This is a genomic window from Sphingobium soli (assembly GCF_020782245.1).
Taxonomy (GTDB): Bacteria; Pseudomonadota; Alphaproteobacteria; order Sphingomonadales; family Sphingomonadaceae; genus Sphingobium; species Sphingobium soli.
On record NZ_JAJGNP010000027.1, the window covers coordinates 11,869 to 29,717 of the forward strand.

A 17,849-nucleotide genomic window follows, 5' to 3' on the forward strand; every position below is an offset into this window, starting at 1 on the left:
CCTCACCCTTCTTTATGCGAAAAATCGCGCGGTCGGGTTCGCGGGCCGTCTAAGTGCCGGTCTAGGGCCATGCGAATTCGGTCTGCCAATTCCTCCCGGCGATATGGCTTGCCGATAACGTCCAGCGACGTGCCGCGCGGTATGTCGGCGACCAGATCCTCATTATAGCCCGTGGTCATGAGCACAGGGATGTCCGGCGCCAGGTCGACAAATCTTTCGACCAATTCCAGACCGCTCATGCCGCCGGGCATGACGATATCGGTGAATAGCAGGTCGATCTTCTGCTTATCCCACAGTTCCAAAGCCTCCTCGCCACTGCTCGCCAAGACAAGTTTGTAGCCGAGTGCACTGAGTTGTTCAGCCGCCAGCGCGCGGACATCGTCACTGTCTTCAACCAGCAAAATGGTCTCCGTCCCCTGGGCCGACACGCGCCGCATGGCGCTTGGCAGGGCAGGGGGTGACAAACGGCCGGCATCACCGATGGCCGCGGGAAACAGCATTCGGATGGTCGTCCCCTCGCTAGCGACGGATTCCAGTTCCAGTCGGCCGAGCGATTGCTGCACAAAGCCATGCACCATCGCCAGTCCAAGGCCGGTGCCGCGATCCTGCCCCTTGGTCGTGAAGAAGGGCTCGGTCGCGCGCCGGCGCACATCCTCGCTCATACCGCTGCCTTCGTCGCTGATGCTGAGCACGACATAGTCGCCCTCGGGCAGCTGGTGCGCCGCTGCATTGCCGTTCAATTTCCACAATTCTGTCGCGATGGTGACGGTGCCGCCCTCAGGCATCGCATCGCGGGCGTTGAGCAACACGTTGAGCAGCGCCATTTCCAAATGCGACGGGTCGATCTGGACGTCGGGCAGTCGCCGTTCCAACGCGGTTACAAGTCGGATTTGCGCCCCGACCGTGTTGTCGATCAGGTCGCCAAAGTCATGGATCAGGTCGTTGAGGTTGATCCGCTTCGGCTCCAGCCGCGTCTTGCGTGCAAAGGCCAGCAATTGCCGCGTCAGCTTCGTGCCGCGGTCGGTCGCGCGCGCGGCGTTGGTCAACAGTCGGCGCTGCCGATCGTCCAGATCGCCCGTCAGGACTAGCTCGATATTGCCCGTGACGATCTGAAGCAAATTGTTGAAGTCGTGCGCCAACCCTGCGGTAAGCTGGCCGATGGCTTCCATTTTCTGGGCCTGGCGGAAGGATTGCTCGGATGACCGACGCCGGGTGACGTCCAATTGGCTGGCAAAAAAGTAGATCAGTTCCCCATGGTCGTCGAATACCGGCGCGATGAAGACCGCATTCCAAAAGGCGGTGCCATCGCGCTTGTAATTCAGGATCTCGAGCGAAATCGCCTCGCGATGCTTCACCGCCTCCCGCAGGTCGGACACCGCGCCGCGATCTGTGTCGGGCCCTTGCAGGAACCGGCAGTTGCGCCCGACAATCTCGCTTTCCTCATAGCCCGTCAGATCTAGAAACGCTTTGTTGGCGAACACGATTGGATTGTCGTCCTGCCGCGGATCGGTCAGGATCATCGGCATCCTAGTCATTTGCAGCGCCGCGAAAAATACGGTGCCGCGCTGTTCCAGCCCCGGTTCGGCTATCGTGGACCGCTTCCAATGATGGGTCGGCCGGTTGCCTGTGGGGCTGAAGGAGGTGGGATCCGGCAGATCGCCGGCAGGCTCGCCGGACGCTTGCGACGCATTCTGATCTGTCCGTTCCTCGTGCACCTGAAATCCCTTTGTCGTGACGCACCTACAATCATCGGCTGCGCCTTCGGGTTCCTGCCCCGTCACTCCGCGATATTCAAGACTGCGAAGCGGACGGGCGGACCGCGCCTGGCACCTGGGCGAACATGAGCGATCGTGGCGATATCAGGGGCGATCCATCGTCCGCAGACGATCCCGTCACCGGGTGGACTGGCGCAATAACGTAAGCGAACGAGCCCAGGCCAGATCGGCGGCCGCCTTGTCGAAACGGGGCGTCGTATCATTATTGAAACCATGTTCTACGCCGTCATAGACAAAGGCCTGATAGCGCACGCCTGCTTTGTCCAGCGCCGCCTTATAGTCGGGCCATGTCGCATTGATCCGCGCATCATTACCGGCATAATGGATCAACAGTTCCGCCTTGATGTTCGGCACATCCGCCAGGGGCGGGGGGCTACCGTAGAAGGGGATCGCGGCCTTAAGGTCGGGCAGGCGCGTCGCGAGCAAATTGGCGATGCCGCCGCCGAAGCAGAAGCCGATCGTCGCCAGTTGACCGTTGCCGCCCGACATCGTCCGCGCATAGTTGGCCGCCGCGACGAAATCCTCGCCGATCTTTTCGCGATCCAACGTCGCGAACATTTCCCGCGCCTTGTCTTCGTCTCCCGGATAGCCACCAAGCGTCGTCAAGGCGTCGGGGGCGACAGCCATGAATCCTTCCAGCGCCAGTCGCCTTGCGATATCCTCGATATGCGGGTTCAGCCCACGATTTTCATGCGCGACGATGACGACGGGCAGCGCGGCGCTTCCCATGTCCGCCGGTCGGGCGACATAGGCCCGGATCATGCCATAGCCTTGAGGTGACGGAACCTCGATCCAGCGGGTTTCGATCCGGGCATCGTCCGCCGCTATGACCTGAGCGCGCGCGAAATCGGGGCTGAGCGCCGCCAGCACTGCCGTCGCCGATATCATGCCGCCGACATGGGCGGCGCACTGGTTTAGAAACCCCCGTCGGTCCAGCGCGCCATGGACATAGGCATCGAACAGGTCCAGCACCTTGCGCGGATAGTCCGCGGCCTTCTTGGCCGCCGTCACATCAAAGTCGTTCATGCCATCCTCCTTCACGGTTGCCCCCTTTCCTTGTGGGTCAGGACAGCGTCTTGCCCAAGCGAATTCGTATGAGGCGCCTGTCCGCGCCTGGAAGCAAAAGGCCCGCGCCTTTTTGGTTCGTTCGCCCTTTTCGCTGATCGAGCCCATTTCGATTATGGGCAGTGCGCAGGCGGGGTTTTGTTGTGACGTCTCAAGCCCTCTGGTCCGCGAGGGCGCGGATAGTCCGGGTCAAGCGCTTCAGCCCCTCACTCTCCTCAATCCGTCTGCGCCCGGCAGGATCGGTGATCATGCCGATGCGCCGCTTCTGTTCGAACCCGATGAGCGTAGGCATCGCCATGCCGGCCTGCGCAAAGCAGCACGGCATCACGGTGATGCCAAGCCCCGCCTTGATGAAAGCGACGGCCCGCGCATCATCGGCGGTGCGCGCCGAAAAAAACGGGCGCACGCCTCGGCGGGTGAAAAACCGGCTGACATGGGGCAAGGCCTCGCAATTGCGCCGGACGATCATTTCGGCGCTGGCGACCTGCTCGGCCTCCAACGCGGCGTGCCCGGCAAGCGGATGATCGGCAGCCATCGCGAGCGCATAGCCCTCTTCGAAGAGAATGTCGGACCGATCCGCCGCCTCGTCTACTATGCCCAGGATCACGTCGATCCGCCCGCGCTCTAGACGGGGCATCAGATCGCGCATGCGTCCTTCGACGATCTCGATGCGTTCGCCCCGGACGGAACAGGCCGCCCGGATTGCAGCCTCCACCCAGTGATCGGGCAAAGTCGCCAGAAGGCCGATCCGTACCAGCTTGCCGGCCTGTTCAATCGCCATTGTTTGCGCCGCGCGGGAAAACTCCGTCTCGATCCGTCTGGCATGGAGTGAAAACGCCGCGCCGGCGCTGGTCAACTCGACCCGCCGGTTGGTGCGGTGAAACAGGACATGGCCGACCAGCGATTCCAGCTTGGCGATGCCGACCGACAGGGTCGGCTGCGACACCCGGCATTGCTGGGCCGCGCGAGAGAAATTGCCATGATCCGTCACGGCAAGGAAATACTGGATCAGATAGCGCTCGATCATAGACACCGTCTATGATGTGCATATGGCGTGGTCAATTTTTCAGCGGGATCGCCTGATGCTATATCGGCGTTCAAAGCAGACAGCTGGGAGAGGCATGTGACGCCCAATTTCGATTTCGCGCTCGGCGATAATGCCGACATGATCCGCGACACCACCGCGCGTTTCGCTACCGACAAGATCGCGCCGCTCGCCGCGCGCATCGACGCGGACGACTGGTTTCCGCGCGACGAACTCTGGGCCGCCATGGGCGCGCTTGGGCTGCACGGCATCACGGTCGAGGAAGAATGGGGCGGTCTCGGCCTTGGTTATCTGGAGCATGTGATCGCATGTGAGGAAGTAAGCCGCGCATCGGCCTCCATCGGCCTGAGCTATGGCGCGCATTCCAATCTGTGCGTCAATCAGATCCGGCGCTGGGGCAATGAGGACCAGAAGGCCAGATATCTGCCCAAGCTCATTTCCGGCGAGCATGTCGGCAGCCTCGCCATGTCGGAGGCTGGAGCCGGGTCCGACGTCGTCTCGATGAAGCTCAAGGCGCGTGAAACCGACAAGGGCTATGTCCTGGACGGCACCAAATATTGGATCACCAACGCGCCCTATGCCGATACGCTTGTTGTCTATGCCAAGACTGGCGAAGGCAGTCGCGGCATCACCGCCTTCCTGATCGAAAAGGGCATGGCCGGCTTCTCGATCGGGCAAAAGATCGACAAGGTCGGCATGCGCGGGTCGCCGACCGCCGAGCTGGTGTTCGATGGCTGTGAAGTCCCGCGCGAAAACGTCATGGGTCCGCTCAATGGCGGCGTCGGCGTGCTGATGAGCGGTCTCGATTATGAACGCGCGGTTCTGGCCGGTATTCAGCTTGGCATCATGCAGGCCTGTCTTGACACGGTCATCCCCTATGTCCGCGAACGCAAGCAGTTCGGCCAGCCGATCGGCAGCTTCCAGCTGATGCAGGCGAAGGTTGCGGACATGTATGTCGCGCTCAATTCCGCCCGCGCCTATGTCTATGCTGTCGCCAGAAGCTGCGACGCGGGAAAGACCACCCGCTTCGATGCGGCCGGCGCGATCCTGCTGGCGAGTGAAAATGCGGTCCGCGTCGCGCTTGAAGCCGTGCAGGCGCTCGGCGGCGCGGGCTATACCAGGGATTGGCCGGTCGAACGCTATATGCGGGACGCCAAGCTGCTTGATATCGGCGCTGGCACCAATGAGGTGCGTCGCATGCTGATTGGGCGCGAACTGATCGGCAGCGGCCTGTGAGCGGGCCTGTCCTTGACACCGCGCTGTCGCCCGACAGCCAGGCCTTTCGAGATAATGCGGCGCATAATCGTGCGCTAGCCGAGAAGCTGCGCGCCGATGTCGCGGCCGCGGCCATGGGAGGAGGCGACGCCGCGCGGGACAGGCATAGAAGCCGCGGCAAGCTCTTGCCGCGCGACCGCGTCGAAAATCTGCTCGATGCGGGCAGCCCTTTTCTCGAGATTGGTCAGCTCGCCGCGAACGGTCTTTATGGCGGCGGCGTAGCTGGGGCGGGTATCGTCGCGGGCATCGGCCGGGTCCACGGGCGGCAGGTGATGATCGCCGCCAATGACGCAACCGTAAAGGGAGGCACATACTTCCCGCTCACCGTGAAGAAGCATTTGCGAGCGCAGGAAATCGCGCTCGAAAACAACCTTCCTTGTATCTATCTGGTCGACAGCGGTGGCGCGAACCTGCCGCACCAGGCGGAGGTATTTCCCGACCGCGACCATTTCGGACGCATCTTCTACAATCAAGCGCAAATGTCGGCGCGCGGCATCCCGCAAATCGCCTGCGTAATGGGCAGCTGCACCGCAGGGGGCGCCTATGTCCCCGCCATGTGCGACGAAAGCGTCATCGTCCGCAATCAGGGCACGATCTTCCTCGCCGGCCCGCCGCTGGTGCAAGCGGCGACAGGCGAAGTCATCAGCGCGGAGGATCTGGGCGGCGGCGACCTCCATGGTCGCAAGTCTGGCGTCGTCGATCATGTCGCCGATGATGACGACCATGCGCTCAGCATCGTGCGCGACATTGTCTCGACCTTGGCGCCGCAGCCGACGCCGGCGGTCAATCTACGTGATCCCGTGCCTCCGCTCCATGATCCCGCCGAACTCTATGGCATCGTTCCACAGGACGTGCGCGCGCCCTATGATGTGCGCGAAGTCATCGCCCGTATCGTCGACGGCAGCGAATTTCATGAATTCAAGGCGCTCTACGGCACGACCCTGGTGTGCGGCTTTGCCCATATCTGGGGCATGCCGGTCGCGATCCTCGCCAATAATGGCGTGCTGTTCAGCGAAAGCGCGGTCAAGGGCGCGCATTTCATCGAACTGGCCTGTCAGCGCCGCATCCCACTGCTGTTCCTCCAGAATATTTCGGGCTTCATGGTCGGCGGCAAATATGAAGCGGAAGGCATCGCCAAACATGGCGCCAAGCTCGTCACGGCCGTCGCCACCGCCAGCGTGCCCAAGATCACGGTGCTGATCGGCGGCAGCTTCGGCGCGGGCAATTACGGCATGTGCGGCCGTGCCTATGGTCCGCGTTTCCTGTTCACCTGGCCCAATAGCCGCATTTCGGTCATGGGCGGCGAACAGGCGGCGTCGGTCTTGGCCACCGTTCACCGCGATGCAGGCCGGTGGACGCCGGAGGAGGCCGAAGCCTTCAAGGATCCTATTCGTCGCACCTATGAGGATGAAGGCAATCCCTGGTATGCGACCGCGCGGCTATGGGACGATGGCATCATCGACCCTGCCCAGACGCGGGACGTCCTCGGCCTCGCCTTCGCCGCCGCGCTTAACGCTCCCATGGCCGAACGCCCCTCGTTCGGCGTGTTCCGGATGTAATGGCCATGATCCGCTCCCTTCTGATCGCCAATCGAGGCGAAATCGCCTGCCGCATCATCCGCACCGCGCGGCGGCTCGGCATCCGCACCATTGCGGTCTATTCGGATGCAGACGCACAGGCACTCCACGTCGCCATGGCGGATGAGGCCGTGCGCATCGGCCCCGCACCCGTGCGGGAAAGCTATTTGCTGGGCGATCGCATCATCGCGGCAGCGCGCGACGCCGGAGCAGATGCGATCCATCCGGGCTATGGCTTCCTTTCGGAAAATGCTGCCTTCGCGCAGGCCGTGACGGATGCGGGCCTTGTCTGGATTGGCCCCGATCCCTCCAGCATTACCGCCATGGGTCTGAAGGACGCGGCCAAGGCGCTGATGGCCGATGCCGGGGTGCCCGTAACGCCGGGCTATCTGGGCGATGATCAGGATCCTGATCGTCTGGCAAGCGAAGCCGCGCAGATCGGCTATCCGGTTCTTATCAAGGCCGTGGCCGGCGGCGGCGGCAAGGGGATGCGGCTGGTCGAACAGCCGCAAGACTTTGCCGATGCGCTGCTGTCATGTCAGCGCGAAGCGGCCTCCTCCTTCGGCAACGACCATGTGCTCATCGAAAAATATATCCAGCGCCCCCGTCATATCGAGGTGCAGATATTCGGCGATCGTCATGGCAACATTGTCCATTTGTTCGAACGCGACTGCTCGCTCCAGCGCCGCCACCAGAAGGTGATCGAGGAAGCGCCCGCCCCCGGCATGGACCCGGACACGCGTGAGGCTTTGTGCGCCGCAGCGGTTCGCGCGGCCAAGGCGGTGGATTATGTCGGCGCTGGCACCATTGAATTTATCGCCGATGCGTCCGAAGGGCTGCGCGCCGACCGCATCTGGTTCATGGAAATGAATACCCGGCTTCAGGTCGAGCATCCCGTGACCGAAGCCATTACCGGGCAGGACCTGGTCGAATGGCAGTTGCGTGTGGCATCGGGCGAACCACTCCCCTGCACGCAGGATCAATTGTCCATCACCGGCTGGGCGATGGAGGCGCGCCTCTATGCCGAAGATCCGGCCAAAGGTTTTCTGCCTTCCATCGGGCCCCTCGATGCGTTTGATCTGGGTGAGAGCGTCCGGATCGACACCGGCGTGGTGCGGGGCGCCACCATATCGCCCTTTTATGATCCGATGATCGCCAAGATGATCGCGCATGGCGACACGCGCGATGATGCCCGTGTGGCACTGGCGCAGGCGCTCGACCGGTCGGTAGTCTGGCCGCTGCGCACCAACGCCGGCTTTCTCGTCAAGGCGCTTAATCACGCCGATTTTGCTGCCGGTGACGTCGACACTGGCCTGATCGCGCGCGAAGGGGAGGGGCTGATGCCCAGCGCCTTGCCTGGCGCCGCCGCCTTGTCGCGGGCCGCCGCGTGCGTGGGTGGCGCTGGCGCACTCGCCGGCTTCCGCGTCAATGCCCCATCGCGCCGCACCGCCCGCATCCTGGTGGAGGGACAATCGGTCGAAGCAGACGTGCGCGCGTCCGGGACAATGCCATCGCAACCACCGTTGGCGCATTTCCTCGTCACCGAACATGGGCGCAGTTGGCAGGTGACGCCTTGGCGCGCCGCGGGCGATGGCGCTGCGGCGGGGGGCGACGGCGCAATCCTTGCCCCCATGCCCGGTCGCATCATCGCCGTTGACGTCACCCGTGGCGACAGGGTGATGAAGGGGCAGAAGCTCGTCACACTCGAAGCAATGAAGATGGAACATGGCCTGACCGCCCCCTTCGACGGCACGGTCGAGGACCTGCCGCATGACGAAGGCGCGCAGGTGCAGGAGGGCACCTTGCTTGTCCGCATCTTGCCCAGGGAGGATGCAGCATGAGCGGGCGCTATTTTGATGAGTGGCAGGTGGGTGACCGTATAGAACATCCTATTCGTCGCACCGTGACGGAAACCGACAATCTCCTGTTCTCGACCATGACGCACAATCCGCAGCCGCTGCACATCGATGCAGAAGCGGCACGGGCGAGCGAATTTGGTCAGATTCTCGTCAACGGCACCTTCACCTTTTCGCTGATGATCGGCTTGTCGGTCGGCGAAACGACGCTCGGCACGCTGGTCGCCAATCTGGGCTATGACAAGCTCGTCATGCCCAAACCCGTCTTCATTGGCGACACGATGCGCGCGACCAGCGACATCGTAGAACGGCGCGACAGCAAATCCCGGCCTGATGCGGGGCTGGTGACGTTCCGTCACGAACTGCTCAATCAGCGTGACGAAATCGTTTGCCAATGCCTGCGCACTGCGCTTCTTAAACGGCGGCCGGCATGAGGATGCGCTCGCTGCTGTTCGTCCCAGGCGACCGCCCGGAGCGCTTTGCCAAGGCGGCGGCCAGCGGAGCGGACGCCATCATTCTCGATCTGGAAGACAGCGTCGCGCCCGGAGCCAAGGATGAGGCGCGCGCGGCGGTCGCTGAATATCTGTCGACGCCAGCCCCGATCCTTCGGCTTGTCCGTATCAATCCCGTGGATAGCGTGATGCTGACAGACGACCTGGCATGTGCAGCAGGTTGCGATGCCCTCATGCTGCCCAAGAGCGAGGGTGCCGAAACGGTCCACGCGCTGGCCACGCGCCTTGCACCAAATGTCAAGATCCTGCCCATCGCCACGGAAACACCGCGCGCGCTGTTCGGTCTTGGCGGCTATGCCGAAGTGGCCGACCGCCTCTGCGGTCTTACGTGGGGCGCGGAGGACCTGCCGGCCGCGATCGGTGCGGTCAGCAGTCGCCATGATGATGGCCGCTATACCAGTCCCTACGAGATGGCGCGCAATCTCACCCTGTTCGGTGCGCATGCAGCCGGTGTCGCCGCGATCGAAACCGTCTATCCCGCGATCCGAGACGACTTGGGGCTAAAGGCTTATGCCGCACGCGGCGCATATGACGGCTTCACCGGAATGATGGCTCTCCATCCCGCGCAGGTGCCAATCATCAATGCCGCCTTCACGCCATCAGCAGAGCAGATACAGAATGCCCGTGCGGTTATTGATGCGTTTGCCCAATCCCCTGATGCGGGGGTTTTGTTGCTGGACGGCCGCATGATCGATGCCCCGCATCTCCTTCAGGCGCACAAGCTGCTGGCTCGCGCGGGTCTGGACTAATTCTGCGCTTCTGTCCGCTTCGTTGACGGCGGAAGGCTTAGGCAAGCGTGCGCCATCGCTGGTCGATCGCCAGGTAACCGCTTTCGAATCCGCCTGCCTGGGCGAGTGCGTTCCAATCTGGGACCTGGACGTCGCGGCCTTGCACCGTCAACAGGCCTTGCTGCCGGAGTGCGCGGATGACGCGGTTCATATGCACCGGCGTGATGCCCAGGGCGTCGGCCATCTGAGACTGAATAACGGGCAACTGGAACGCCGTGCGGCGCCCCAATCCGGCGATCTCAATCCGCAACCCCAGCTCGCAGAATAGATGCGCTGTGCGCATCAGGGCGTCTCGCCGCCCGATATTCACCACCCATTGCGACAGGATGGACGCGTCAGCCACGCAGTCGCGCCAAAAGGCTTCAGCGACGGCTGGATAGGCATGAACAATATCCTGCATCTTGCGATGGGGCACCTTCAGCAGGACGAGTCGGCTGGACAAGGCCTGCAAAGCCCATTCGACCTTGGGAAGCATCAGCGAATATAGGTCGCACATATCTCCGGCAATATAAACGGCGGTAATCTGGCGCGTCCCATCAGGCAATTGGCCGAACCGTGCCGCCATACCCGATATAATCAAGCAGCAGAAATCCGTTAGTTCCCCTGGTCGCACAATATCGCGATGGGGAGCATATTCGACCTCCTGTCCCTCTAATTCCAACACTGCGCGCCGTTCTTCCTGGTTGAGACAGGAGCGTTCGGATAGTTTCCGCAGGAATAGCTGAAGCGCTTGATGGGCAGACATAGATGTGCTCCGAGGGCTGGTGTTACCGCAGGGGCTACATCACTTTGAACGAGACCGACATAGCGGAGTCAGCGCGCAAAACAGACACAGTCGCCAAATTGCACGACTTTCAATATGGTTCCATTCGCATCGGCGATCTCTACGCGATGATTGAGGTTGATAGGGTGGCCATGTCGCACATGTTCGGCGATGACATCGCGCGCGTTGCGGATCGCTTCCCGCTCGGCCATATCCAGATCAGCAAAATCCTGTCCCTCTTCATCCAAGACATCGTCGTCGTTAAAGAGATGAAGGTGATAGACGGTCATGGCTATCCACAATATTCAGAGCTGAAGAGGGCTGCGGGCGGATTAGGCAGGCCTGCCCCGGTGCCGGTCGAGATAGGCCTTGACCGCACCTATATTATGTCCCACTCGCTCAACCGCTTCTTCAAGCGCCGCTCTGCTGGTGCCCAAGCGATGCGTCCAATATTGAGTGTCGGCTGCGCGTTCGCAACGGACATGCTTCATGTCTCGCGGTAAGAAAGGCTGTTGCGCCTTGTCTTCGGATGTCGTGAACGTCATCGTTCAGCTTCCCGGTTCGACATTGACCGAGGGTGCCAACGGATTGCCGTCCTCGGCTACTTCCTGAACCTCGTCGGCATCCTGCTTGCGCAGCGGATCGGAATGTTTATCCTTGGATTTTTTGTCGTCGTCCATATCGCACCTCTTGCTGGGATAGCGATTTCAGGGCGCTTGCTGTTCCTTCCATAATTAACCTGGGTGGAAGAAGAGTATTCTTTAACAAGTCGGTAAATGTCGGTTCAAGCATCCTGAGGCACGACCGAGCGCATTTTCGCTACTTTGAAACATATGTGAATCCAGTGTCGCGGCTCGTTAGATAGGGTGTCGGCTCGGGGGGCTTTTCAGGGGAAGCCCATGTTGAGCCAAATAGCGCCGAGCGATGATCTGGCCTTCTTCCGTCCGCATCAGTTTTTAGCACGGGAAAATGAGCGACCGGAGGCTTATTACGATATTTTGGAGGGCTGGGCCTGTCGCCATCGCCTGCTGTCAGATGGTCGGCGCCAGATCACCGCACTTTACCTGCCTGGAGATCTTTGCGATCCAATATGGCCGCTATCGGGTGTGTGTCATGATGCCGTGGTTGCCCTCACCAATGTTCGTGCCGTGCGACGGCCGCTGGGCGACATGCAGCCTCTGGATCGGTCCAGAGGCGCCGGATTGCGGTTAGCGGAATCTATTGAGAGGCAATCGGGCTGGCTCGTCAGCTTGGGACGCAAGACTGCGGTCGAAAGGCTCGCGCATCTCTTGCTGGAATTGTTTGAGCGCATGCGCCGGGCAGGGCTGGCCTATGGGCAGCAATGCGCGCTTCCATTGACGCAAACCGACATTGCCGATGCCACGGGTTTGACGGCGGTTCACGTCAACCGGACGCTTCAAGCCATGCGCGCCAAGGGTGTGTTGGAATTCCATTCCAAATGGCTTCGTATTCCTGACCTGGGCGCGTTGCGCGACCTGGCGGCACTGGGACCTCATGACCCTGTGTAAAACGCGGACGTAAATATTTCCAGTGATTTAGCTTATGTTAGCGTCGATGCGGCCCGGCCTGACGCAAGGTAATGCGCTTATTGTCGCCGGAGCCTTGAATCCCCGTCGGCAGAGGCGTCAGTGATTAGCGCGACCAAGATGACAGGGCATGACAATAACAGGGAATGGATGCCACAAGGGGCCAGGGGGATGGCCTGAACATCGATATATGGGCTCGGTCCAGTGCTTCCGCATGATAGACGGGGCGCGCATCTCGCAAGCCGACCCTATATCCTTTGTTGCGACCTGCCACTGCGCAACCGCTGCTGAATGATGGCGGATAATCACGCTCTGGCGCCGCTTGTCGAGCGGCTGGGGGCACGCGCGCAGCTTTCAGCGGACGATCAGAGGGCTTTGCTGGCGCTACCCTATCAGGAACGGTTGGTCGGTCCGGGTGGCTATGTCGTCGAGGAAGGCGAGTTGATCATGGGCTGGCATGTCCAGCTGTCTGGGGTCACACACCGTCATCGCATTTCGGCTGATGGGTTGCGCCATATAGTGGGCATGCACGGACCAGGCGACTTTTTGAACCTGCCGATAACCCCGCCTGCGACATCGGAGGATTTCGTTCAGGCGCTCACGCGCGTTCGGGTCGCAATTGTGCAAACGGAGGCCATTCTGGCGCTCAGTCAGGAACGGCTCAGCATCTTACGGGCTATTTGCGATGAAATAGCCGCTGATATTTCTATTTACAGGGCCTGGATATCCAACGTTGGGCGGCGGGAAGCACGGGCGCGGATAGCCTATCTCTTGTGTGAACTGGTGATGCGCAGCCATCCTGGCGGGGGCGCGGATGGCTGTTCGATCACCTTGCCGATGTCGCAGGTGGACATTGCGGACGCCACCGGCATAACCACGGTTCACGTCAATCGCACGCTGCGTGCAATGCAGATGCAAGGGCTCATCCGTCGCCACCGCCGCAATATCCATATTCCCGACTGGCGAGCCCTCACCCGGATTGCCGAATTTCGCCCGCTGCCCTGGACCAGCCGTAAGGTCGATGACCGCGTCATGCCCTAACGTAGCCGACCATAAGTGTTCCAGCCCAACGCCAGTTCGCTCAACGCGCCTGTGCCCACGACACAACCGCCATGGTGGTTTGCCAGTCGGAACAGGCTGAAATGCCGATGACCAGATGTGGGCCTGCTCGATACCAAACTACCACCGTCCGTCATCATCGCATCAGATCATGAAGCACTTCTCTCCAAAAAAAGAAGGCTTGGACGGCCCTGTTCGCAGCCTGACGTCCTGGCCTACTGACGCATGTTAACGATGTTTCGCTTTCTGGGCTTTTATCACGTCGGCAAGGAACAGGCCCGCGCCTTTGGCCGCTTGAGGGCCATCGGATTGAGCAAGGAGCCGGAAGCATGGGCACGGGCCTTACAGATATTCACCGTCAGGATGCACCCGTCACCACATCGAAAGATTCAGGTCGGGCTGCGGTAGCCGCAGAGGAAATGAGCGCGCCCAAGGGCGACAGCCTAATCGGCAAGACCGTTACGATCAATCGCCCGCGTCGGGAGCTTTACGACTATTGGCGCACGCTGGAGCAGCTGCCTCAATTCATGGAGAATGTGGAGCGGGTCGAACCGATGGGCGGCAATCGCTACCGCTGGACGGTGAAAGCGCCGGCCGGCCGCACCGTGGAATGGGTTGCCGCCGTCACGGAGGACAGGCCGGGTGAAGTCATCGGCTGGACTTCGGAAGAGGGTGCAGACGTCGCCAACAGCGGCCGCGTCGAATTTCGCGATGCGCCGGGCGGTCGCGGCACCTGGGTTACTGCGACGCTTCTCTACGATTCGCCTGCGGGCATCGTGGGCAAGGTAATTGCCAAGCTGTTTCAGCGCGAGCCGGCAATTCAGGTTCGCCGCGATCTCCGCCGCTTCAAGCAATTGATGGAAACAGGGGAGGTGGCAACCGGCGCCTGGACCAGGGCGCAACGGGCCGAGGAGATGAACTGATGCGTGCACTGACATGGCATGGCAAGCATGATGTCCGGGTCGATACCGTGCCCGATCCAGAGATCGTGAATCCGCGCGATGCGATAATCCGCATTACCTCAACGGCTATCTGCGGTTCCGACCTGCATCTCTATGATGGCTATATTCCGTCAATGAAGGCGGGGGATATATTGGGTCACGAGTTCATGGGCGAGGTGGTGGAAACCGGCTCCGGCTCCACCTTGCGTAAAGGGCAGCGCGTCGTGGTGCCCTTCACCATCTCCTGCGGGTCCTGCTTTCATTGTTCGAAGCACCAATATTCCGCCTGCGACAATGGCGTGCCCGCCGACAATCAGGATATTGCCCAGGCGGCCTATGGACAGCCGATGGCAGGCCTGTTTGGTTACAGTCACATGACCGGTGGCTATGCCGGTGGGCAGGCCGAATATGTCCGGGTGCCCTTTTCCGATGTCGGGCCCATCGTCATCCCAGACGGGGTGGAGGACGACAAGGTCCTTTTCCTCTCCGATATTCTGCCCACCGGATGGCAGGCGGCCGAATATGCGCAGATCGAGCCGGGCGACACGGTGGCGGTCTGGGGTTGCGGCCCGGTCGGACTGTTTGCCGTCCAGTCCGCCTTCCTCATGGGCGCAGAACGCGTGATCGCGATCGACCATTTCCCGCACCGGCTTGAATTGGCGAAGCGCTTCGGCGCGGAAACGATCAATTTTGAAGAGGCAAAGACCTATGAAGCGCTGCTGGAAATGACCGGCGGCATCGGTCCCGATGCCTGCATAGACGCGGTCGGCCTGGAAGCGCATGGCTTCTTCGCCGACAATATATGGGACCAGATTAAGGTCTCGACCTTCACCGGCACGGATCGCACCCATTCCATCCGCCAGGCGATCCTCGCCTGCCGCAAGGGCGGGCGGGTGTCCATGCCCGCCGTTTATGGCGGCTTCGTCGACAAGTTTCCACTTGGCGCGTTCATGGAAAAAGGACTGACGCTCAAGACCGGCCAGACACATGTGCAGCATTATCTGCCCGGGCTCCTCAACGCGATCATGGAAGGCAAGATCGACACCACCTTCCTCATCTCACACCGCATGCCGCTGGAACAGGCGGCCGAGGGCTATCGCATGTTTCATGACAAGCAGGATGAAGTGACCAAGGTCGTGTTGAAACCGGGCATGGACCTATCTCAGGTTGCCTGAAAAAGAGAAGGAGAAGCAGGATGAAGATGACGCCCCTGATCCTGACGCTGCCGGCCCTTGCGCTGGCTGCGTGTCAGCAGCAGCCCGCCGACGAAACCGCTGCCACTGGCAATGCGGCGATGCCGGCTGGAAACGCCATGATCATGGCCGGCAACAATGCCAGCGCGATGATGCCAAACGCCCCCGTGGCCGCGCCTACCAATGCGGCCGGCTATGTCGCACAAGCGGGCGCGGCCGACCTGTTCGAGATCGAGTCGTCGAAGGCCGCGCTCGAAAAGAGTCAGAATAAGGCGGTGCGCGATTTCGCCCAGATGATGATCGACCAGCACCAAAAGTCGACTGCCGACATCAAGGCCGCGGCCCAGAAGGCAGGCGTGACCGTACAGCCCCCCAAGCTGATGGCCAACCAGCAGCAGATGCTCGAGGAGATCAAGGCTGCGGACGCTGGGCGCTTCGACAGCGTCTATGTGCGGAACCAGCGAATGGCTCATGACGCCGCTTTGGCGCTGCATCAGGGCTATGCCCGCGACGGGGACACGCCAGCGCTAAAGCAGACGGCCGGTGCCGTCGCCAAGGTGGTGCAGGCGCATATCGACCGTCTTGCCAGCCTGCCCGCCGCGTGACGCTAACCATGAAACCCTTCGCGATCATCACTGGCGCATCGACCGGCATCGGTTTGGAACTGGCGCAAATCGCGGCGCGGGAGGGCTATGACCTGCTTGTCGTCGCGGACGAACCGCGGATCGACGCTGCTGCCGACGCGCTTCGGCAACATGGTGGCTACGTCCGTTCGCTTCAGGCTGACCTCGCCACCTTGGACGGCGTCGACCAATTGCTAGAGGCAGCGGGCGACCGTTCGGTGGATCTGCTTTGCGCCAATGCGGGAATGGGCACGGGACACGCTTTTTTGGAACAGGACGTCGCGTTGTGGCGACGTTCGATCGACACCAATATCACCGGCACTGTGTATCTGTTGCAGAGGATGCTGCGCCCAATGGTCCAGCGGAACGCCGGCAAGGTCCTGATCACTGGATCGATCGCCGGCTTTATCCCCGGCAGCTTCAATGCGGTGTACAATAGCACAAAGTCCTTCATCAACAATTCGCCGCTGCGATCCGCGATGAACTCAAGGATGCGGATGGCGTGACGATCACGACGCTGATGCCTGGCGCGACCGATACCCAATTCTTCGCCCGCGCTGATATGCTCGATACCGATGTCGGCACCCGCGAAAAAGCGGATCCGGCCAAGGTGGCGCAGGATGGTTGGGACGCGCTGATGGCGGGCAAGGCGCATATCGTTTCCGGTTGGAAGAACAAGGTGCAGGCAGCAGCAGCGCATGTGACGCCCGCATCGATCCTCGCGGACCAACACCGGAACATGGCAGAGCCGGGCAGCGCCGACGAGGCATAGGAGAAGATATGATGACGAAGAAAAAAGTCACAGATGGGGACGGGGCGAAAACGCCGGAAGGTCCCTTGAAAGAGGCGCTGCCCGGCCATGAAAGACCTTCGGAAAAACGCTCGTGGATGTCGATGGACTTCAATTAAATCAATAACTTGAATGATTTCTATCCTTGGTCGTTCACCCCCGTTCTGGTATGTCTATGGACTACGTGTGGACGATTTTTTGGATCAATAGATGGGACGAACAACGACGGAGGTTCGGCTTCAAGAACGGAGCGCGCGGGCTCGATTGAAGTCTCGGCCAAGTCCATATTGGCGCATGATATCCGAAGGGTTGCACCTTGGCTACTATCGGGGTGCACGGGGCGGCACATGGGTCGCGCGTTATCGCCCCGCCGGAGGCGATAGCCATGGGACCAAGCGGTCACTTGGTACTGCGGACGATATCGTTCTGGCAAATGGCGATACGGTACTCAACTGGAAACAGGCGCTCGACAAGGCAACCGAGTGGTTCGAATTGCAGGAGTCAGGCGGTAATTTGCTGAATCCTAACATCACGGTGAAGGAATCGGTCGAGGCCTTCATCGCAATGCGGGATAAACGGCAATCCCTGCGAGTTGGGCGTCCGTCGCGATCCACCGCGAATATGAAACTCACCCCACATGTTCTTAAGGACGAGGCGCTGGTGTTAACGAAACTCCACGATCTGACGGAGGTCCATCTACGCGGTTGGCAGCGCCGCCTTTGCGAAGGATTGCCTGGGTCGAGCAAAATGCGCGTTGTTTCCGAACTTAAGGCAGCGCTCAACGCGACCTTCGAGGAACATCGCAAAGCGCTGCCAAAGGATTTTGGTCTCACCATCAAATTCGGGCTGAAGCCCGTGTTTCCTGTTGAAACGGTTACCGAGCCATTGGCGCGACAGAACCAGGTTCTCAGCGACCGCCAGATCCGTAACGTTCTCGCCAAGGCGCGCGAACTGGATGATGATGGCTGTTGATTTCCACTGAGAAGTGACCCGGGTAGGGCGTAAATTTCCACTGAGAATTGACCCATGTTGAACTCGTC

The 17,849-nt window shown here is 61.0% G+C and carries 19 protein-coding genes and 1 pseudogene; 13 read left to right on the forward strand and 7 right to left on the reverse strand.

Going from position 1 to position 17,849, the window contains the following annotated elements:
* Positions 1-2: 2 nt before the first annotated feature.
* The 3 genes from LL253_RS18950 to LL253_RS18960 all read right to left on the reverse strand — a co-directional run bounded on the left by LL253_RS18950 (position 3) and on the right by LL253_RS18960 (position 3,867).
* A complete protein-coding gene (locus tag LL253_RS18950) occupies positions 3-1,715 on the reverse strand; it encodes a histidine kinase famiy protein (RefSeq protein ID WP_228228123.1) in 1,713 nt (570 codons plus the stop codon).
* A gap of 177 nt (positions 1,716-1,892) precedes the next feature.
* Entirely contained in the window at positions 1,893-2,801 is a 909-nt protein-coding gene (locus LL253_RS18955) for a dienelactone hydrolase family protein (RefSeq protein ID WP_228228124.1), read from the reverse strand.
* A gap of 190 nt (positions 2,802-2,991) precedes the next feature.
* The gene (locus tag LL253_RS18960; RefSeq protein WP_228228125.1) at positions 2,992-3,867 is read right to left on the reverse strand and encodes a LysR family transcriptional regulator; all 876 of its coding nucleotides are present in this window, start codon (positions 3,865-3,867) and stop codon (positions 2,992-2,994) included.
* 138 nt (positions 3,868-4,005) lie between these two features.
* Between LL253_RS18960 and LL253_RS18965 the strand changes: the two genes are divergently transcribed.
* The 5 genes from LL253_RS18965 to LL253_RS18985 are packed head-to-tail and all read left to right on the forward strand — an operon-like array spanning position 4,006 to position 9,854.
* Complete coding sequence (locus LL253_RS18965) at positions 4,006-5,121, forward strand: acyl-CoA dehydrogenase family protein (protein ID WP_050763074.1); 1,116 nt, start codon at positions 4,006-4,008, stop codon at positions 5,119-5,121.
* A complete protein-coding gene (locus tag LL253_RS18970) occupies positions 5,118-6,719 on the forward strand; it encodes a carboxyl transferase domain-containing protein (protein ID WP_009823480.1) in 1,602 nt (533 codons plus the stop codon). Before LL253_RS18965 ends, LL253_RS18970 begins: the two co-directional genes overlap by 4 nt.
* A gap of 5 nt (positions 6,720-6,724) precedes the next feature.
* Positions 6,725-8,578: an acetyl/propionyl/methylcrotonyl-CoA carboxylase subunit alpha gene (locus LL253_RS18975; protein ID WP_228228126.1), complete on the forward strand. Its 1,854-nt coding sequence runs from the start codon at positions 6,725-6,727 to the stop codon at positions 8,576-8,578.
* Entirely contained in the window at positions 8,575-9,027 is a 453-nt protein-coding gene (locus tag LL253_RS18980; protein WP_228228127.1) for a MaoC family dehydratase, read from the forward strand. The genes LL253_RS18975 and LL253_RS18980 overlap by 4 nt, the downstream gene beginning before the upstream one ends.
* Positions 9,024-9,854, forward strand: coding sequence for an HpcH/HpaI aldolase/citrate lyase family protein (locus tag LL253_RS18985; RefSeq protein WP_228228128.1), 831 nt, complete (start codon positions 9,024-9,026; stop codon positions 9,852-9,854). The genes LL253_RS18980 and LL253_RS18985 overlap by 4 nt, the downstream gene beginning before the upstream one ends.
* Positions 9,855-9,891: 37 nt before the next feature.
* Here LL253_RS18985 and LL253_RS18990 read toward each other — a convergent pair whose 3' ends face one another.
* The 4 genes from LL253_RS18990 to LL253_RS19880 form a co-directional block, all read right to left on the reverse strand.
* Positions 9,892-10,638: a Crp/Fnr family transcriptional regulator gene (locus LL253_RS18990; RefSeq protein WP_228228129.1), complete on the reverse strand. Its 747-nt coding sequence runs from the start codon at positions 10,636-10,638 to the stop codon at positions 9,892-9,894.
* Between the two features lie 68 nt (positions 10,639-10,706).
* Positions 10,707-10,946, reverse strand: a complete 240-nt coding sequence (locus tag LL253_RS18995) for a DUF6894 family protein (protein ID WP_083784924.1) — start codon at positions 10,944-10,946, stop codon at positions 10,707-10,709.
* Positions 10,947-10,988: 42 nt separating this feature from the next.
* Positions 10,989-11,201, reverse strand: a complete 213-nt coding sequence (locus tag LL253_RS19000) for a DUF3606 domain-containing protein (RefSeq protein ID WP_228228130.1) — start codon at positions 11,199-11,201, stop codon at positions 10,989-10,991.
* A gap of 3 nt (positions 11,202-11,204) precedes the next feature.
* The gene (locus LL253_RS19880; RefSeq protein WP_266101080.1) at positions 11,205-11,336 is read right to left on the reverse strand and encodes a hypothetical protein; all 132 of its coding nucleotides are present in this window, start codon (positions 11,334-11,336) and stop codon (positions 11,205-11,207) included.
* A 219-nt stretch (positions 11,337-11,555) separates the two neighbouring features.
* Here LL253_RS19880 and LL253_RS19005 point away from each other — a divergent pair, with 219 nt between their 5' ends.
* The 8 genes and pseudogenes from LL253_RS19005 to LL253_RS19035 all read left to right on the forward strand — a co-directional run bounded on the left by LL253_RS19005 (position 11,556) and on the right by LL253_RS19035 (position 17,781).
* On the forward strand, positions 11,556-12,185 hold the full coding sequence (locus LL253_RS19005) for a Crp/Fnr family transcriptional regulator (protein WP_228228135.1): 630 nt from the start codon (positions 11,556-11,558) through the stop codon (positions 12,183-12,185).
* Positions 12,186-12,494: 309 nt separating this feature from the next.
* Positions 12,495-13,244 carry a Crp/Fnr family transcriptional regulator gene (locus LL253_RS19010; RefSeq protein WP_228228131.1) on the forward strand — a complete coding sequence of 250 codons (750 nt, stop codon included), beginning with the start codon at positions 12,495-12,497 and terminating at the stop codon, positions 13,242-13,244.
* 347 nt (positions 13,245-13,591) lie between these two features.
* Positions 13,592-14,185, forward strand: a complete 594-nt coding sequence (locus LL253_RS19015) for an SRPBCC family protein (RefSeq protein WP_407696128.1) — start codon at positions 13,592-13,594, stop codon at positions 14,183-14,185.
* Positions 14,185-15,378 carry a zinc-dependent alcohol dehydrogenase gene (locus LL253_RS19020; protein WP_228228132.1) on the forward strand — a complete coding sequence of 398 codons (1,194 nt, stop codon included), beginning with the start codon at positions 14,185-14,187 and terminating at the stop codon, positions 15,376-15,378. Before LL253_RS19015 ends, LL253_RS19020 begins: the two co-directional genes overlap by 1 nt.
* Before the next feature lie 20 nt (positions 15,379-15,398).
* Positions 15,399-16,001 carry a DUF4142 domain-containing protein gene (locus tag LL253_RS19025; protein ID WP_228228133.1) on the forward strand — a complete coding sequence of 201 codons (603 nt, stop codon included), beginning with the start codon at positions 15,399-15,401 and terminating at the stop codon, positions 15,999-16,001.
* 8 nt (positions 16,002-16,009) lie between these two features.
* Positions 16,010-16,791: pseudogene (locus LL253_RS19030) on the forward strand (SDR family NAD(P)-dependent oxidoreductase).
* Positions 16,792-16,799: 8 nt separating this feature from the next.
* Entirely contained in the window at positions 16,800-16,928 is a 129-nt protein-coding gene (locus LL253_RS19885) for a hypothetical protein (RefSeq protein WP_266101081.1), read from the forward strand.
* Positions 16,929-17,103: 175 nt separating this feature from the next.
* Positions 17,104-17,781, forward strand: coding sequence for a hypothetical protein (locus LL253_RS19035; RefSeq protein ID WP_228228134.1), 678 nt, complete (start codon positions 17,104-17,106; stop codon positions 17,779-17,781).
* The last annotated feature ends 68 nt before the right edge of the window (positions 17,782-17,849 follow it).

Bases quoted from the DNA above. Each gene is read 5' to 3' on its own strand.
- LL253_RS18955 (WP_228228124.1), bottom strand. From the start codon at position 2,801: ATGAACGACTTTGATGTGACGGCGGCCAAGAAGGCCGCGGACTATCCG.
- LL253_RS18960 (WP_228228125.1), bottom strand. From the start codon at position 3,867: ATGATCGAGCGCTATCTGATCCAGTATTTCCTTGCCGTGACGGATCAT.
- LL253_RS18965 (WP_050763074.1), top strand. From the start codon at position 4,006: ATGATCCGCGACACCACCGCGCGTTTCGCTACCGACAAGATCGCGCCG.
- LL253_RS18975 (WP_228228126.1), top strand. From the start codon at position 6,725: ATGATCCGCTCCCTTCTGATCGCCAATCGAGGCGAAATCGCCTGCCGC.
- LL253_RS18980 (WP_228228127.1), top strand. From the start codon at position 8,575: ATGAGCGGGCGCTATTTTGATGAGTGGCAGGTGGGTGACCGTATAGAA.
- LL253_RS18985 (WP_228228128.1), top strand. From the start codon at position 9,024: ATGAGGATGCGCTCGCTGCTGTTCGTCCCAGGCGACCGCCCGGAGCGC.
- LL253_RS18990 (WP_228228129.1), bottom strand. From the start codon at position 10,638: ATGTCTGCCCATCAAGCGCTTCAGCTATTCCTGCGGAAACTATCCGAA.
- LL253_RS18995 (WP_083784924.1), bottom strand. From the start codon at position 10,946: ATGACCGTCTATCACCTTCATCTCTTTAACGACGACGATGTCTTGGAT.
- LL253_RS19000 (WP_228228130.1), bottom strand. From the start codon at position 11,201: ATGACGTTCACGACATCCGAAGACAAGGCGCAACAGCCTTTCTTACCG.
- LL253_RS19880 (WP_266101080.1), bottom strand. From the start codon at position 11,336: ATGGACGACGACAAAAAATCCAAGGATAAACATTCCGATCCGCTGCGC.
- LL253_RS19005 (WP_228228135.1), top strand. From the start codon at position 11,556: ATGTTGAGCCAAATAGCGCCGAGCGATGATCTGGCCTTCTTCCGTCCG.
- LL253_RS19010 (WP_228228131.1), top strand. From the start codon at position 12,495: ATGATGGCGGATAATCACGCTCTGGCGCCGCTTGTCGAGCGGCTGGGG.
- LL253_RS19015 (WP_407696128.1), top strand. From the start codon at position 13,592: ATGGGCACGGGCCTTACAGATATTCACCGTCAGGATGCACCCGTCACC.
- LL253_RS19020 (WP_228228132.1), top strand. From the start codon at position 14,185: ATGCGTGCACTGACATGGCATGGCAAGCATGATGTCCGGGTCGATACC.
- LL253_RS19025 (WP_228228133.1), top strand. From the start codon at position 15,399: ATGAAGATGACGCCCCTGATCCTGACGCTGCCGGCCCTTGCGCTGGCT.
- LL253_RS19885 (WP_266101081.1), top strand. From the start codon at position 16,800: ATGATGACGAAGAAAAAAGTCACAGATGGGGACGGGGCGAAAACGCCG.
- LL253_RS19035 (WP_228228134.1), top strand. From the start codon at position 17,104: ATGATATCCGAAGGGTTGCACCTTGGCTACTATCGGGGTGCACGGGGC.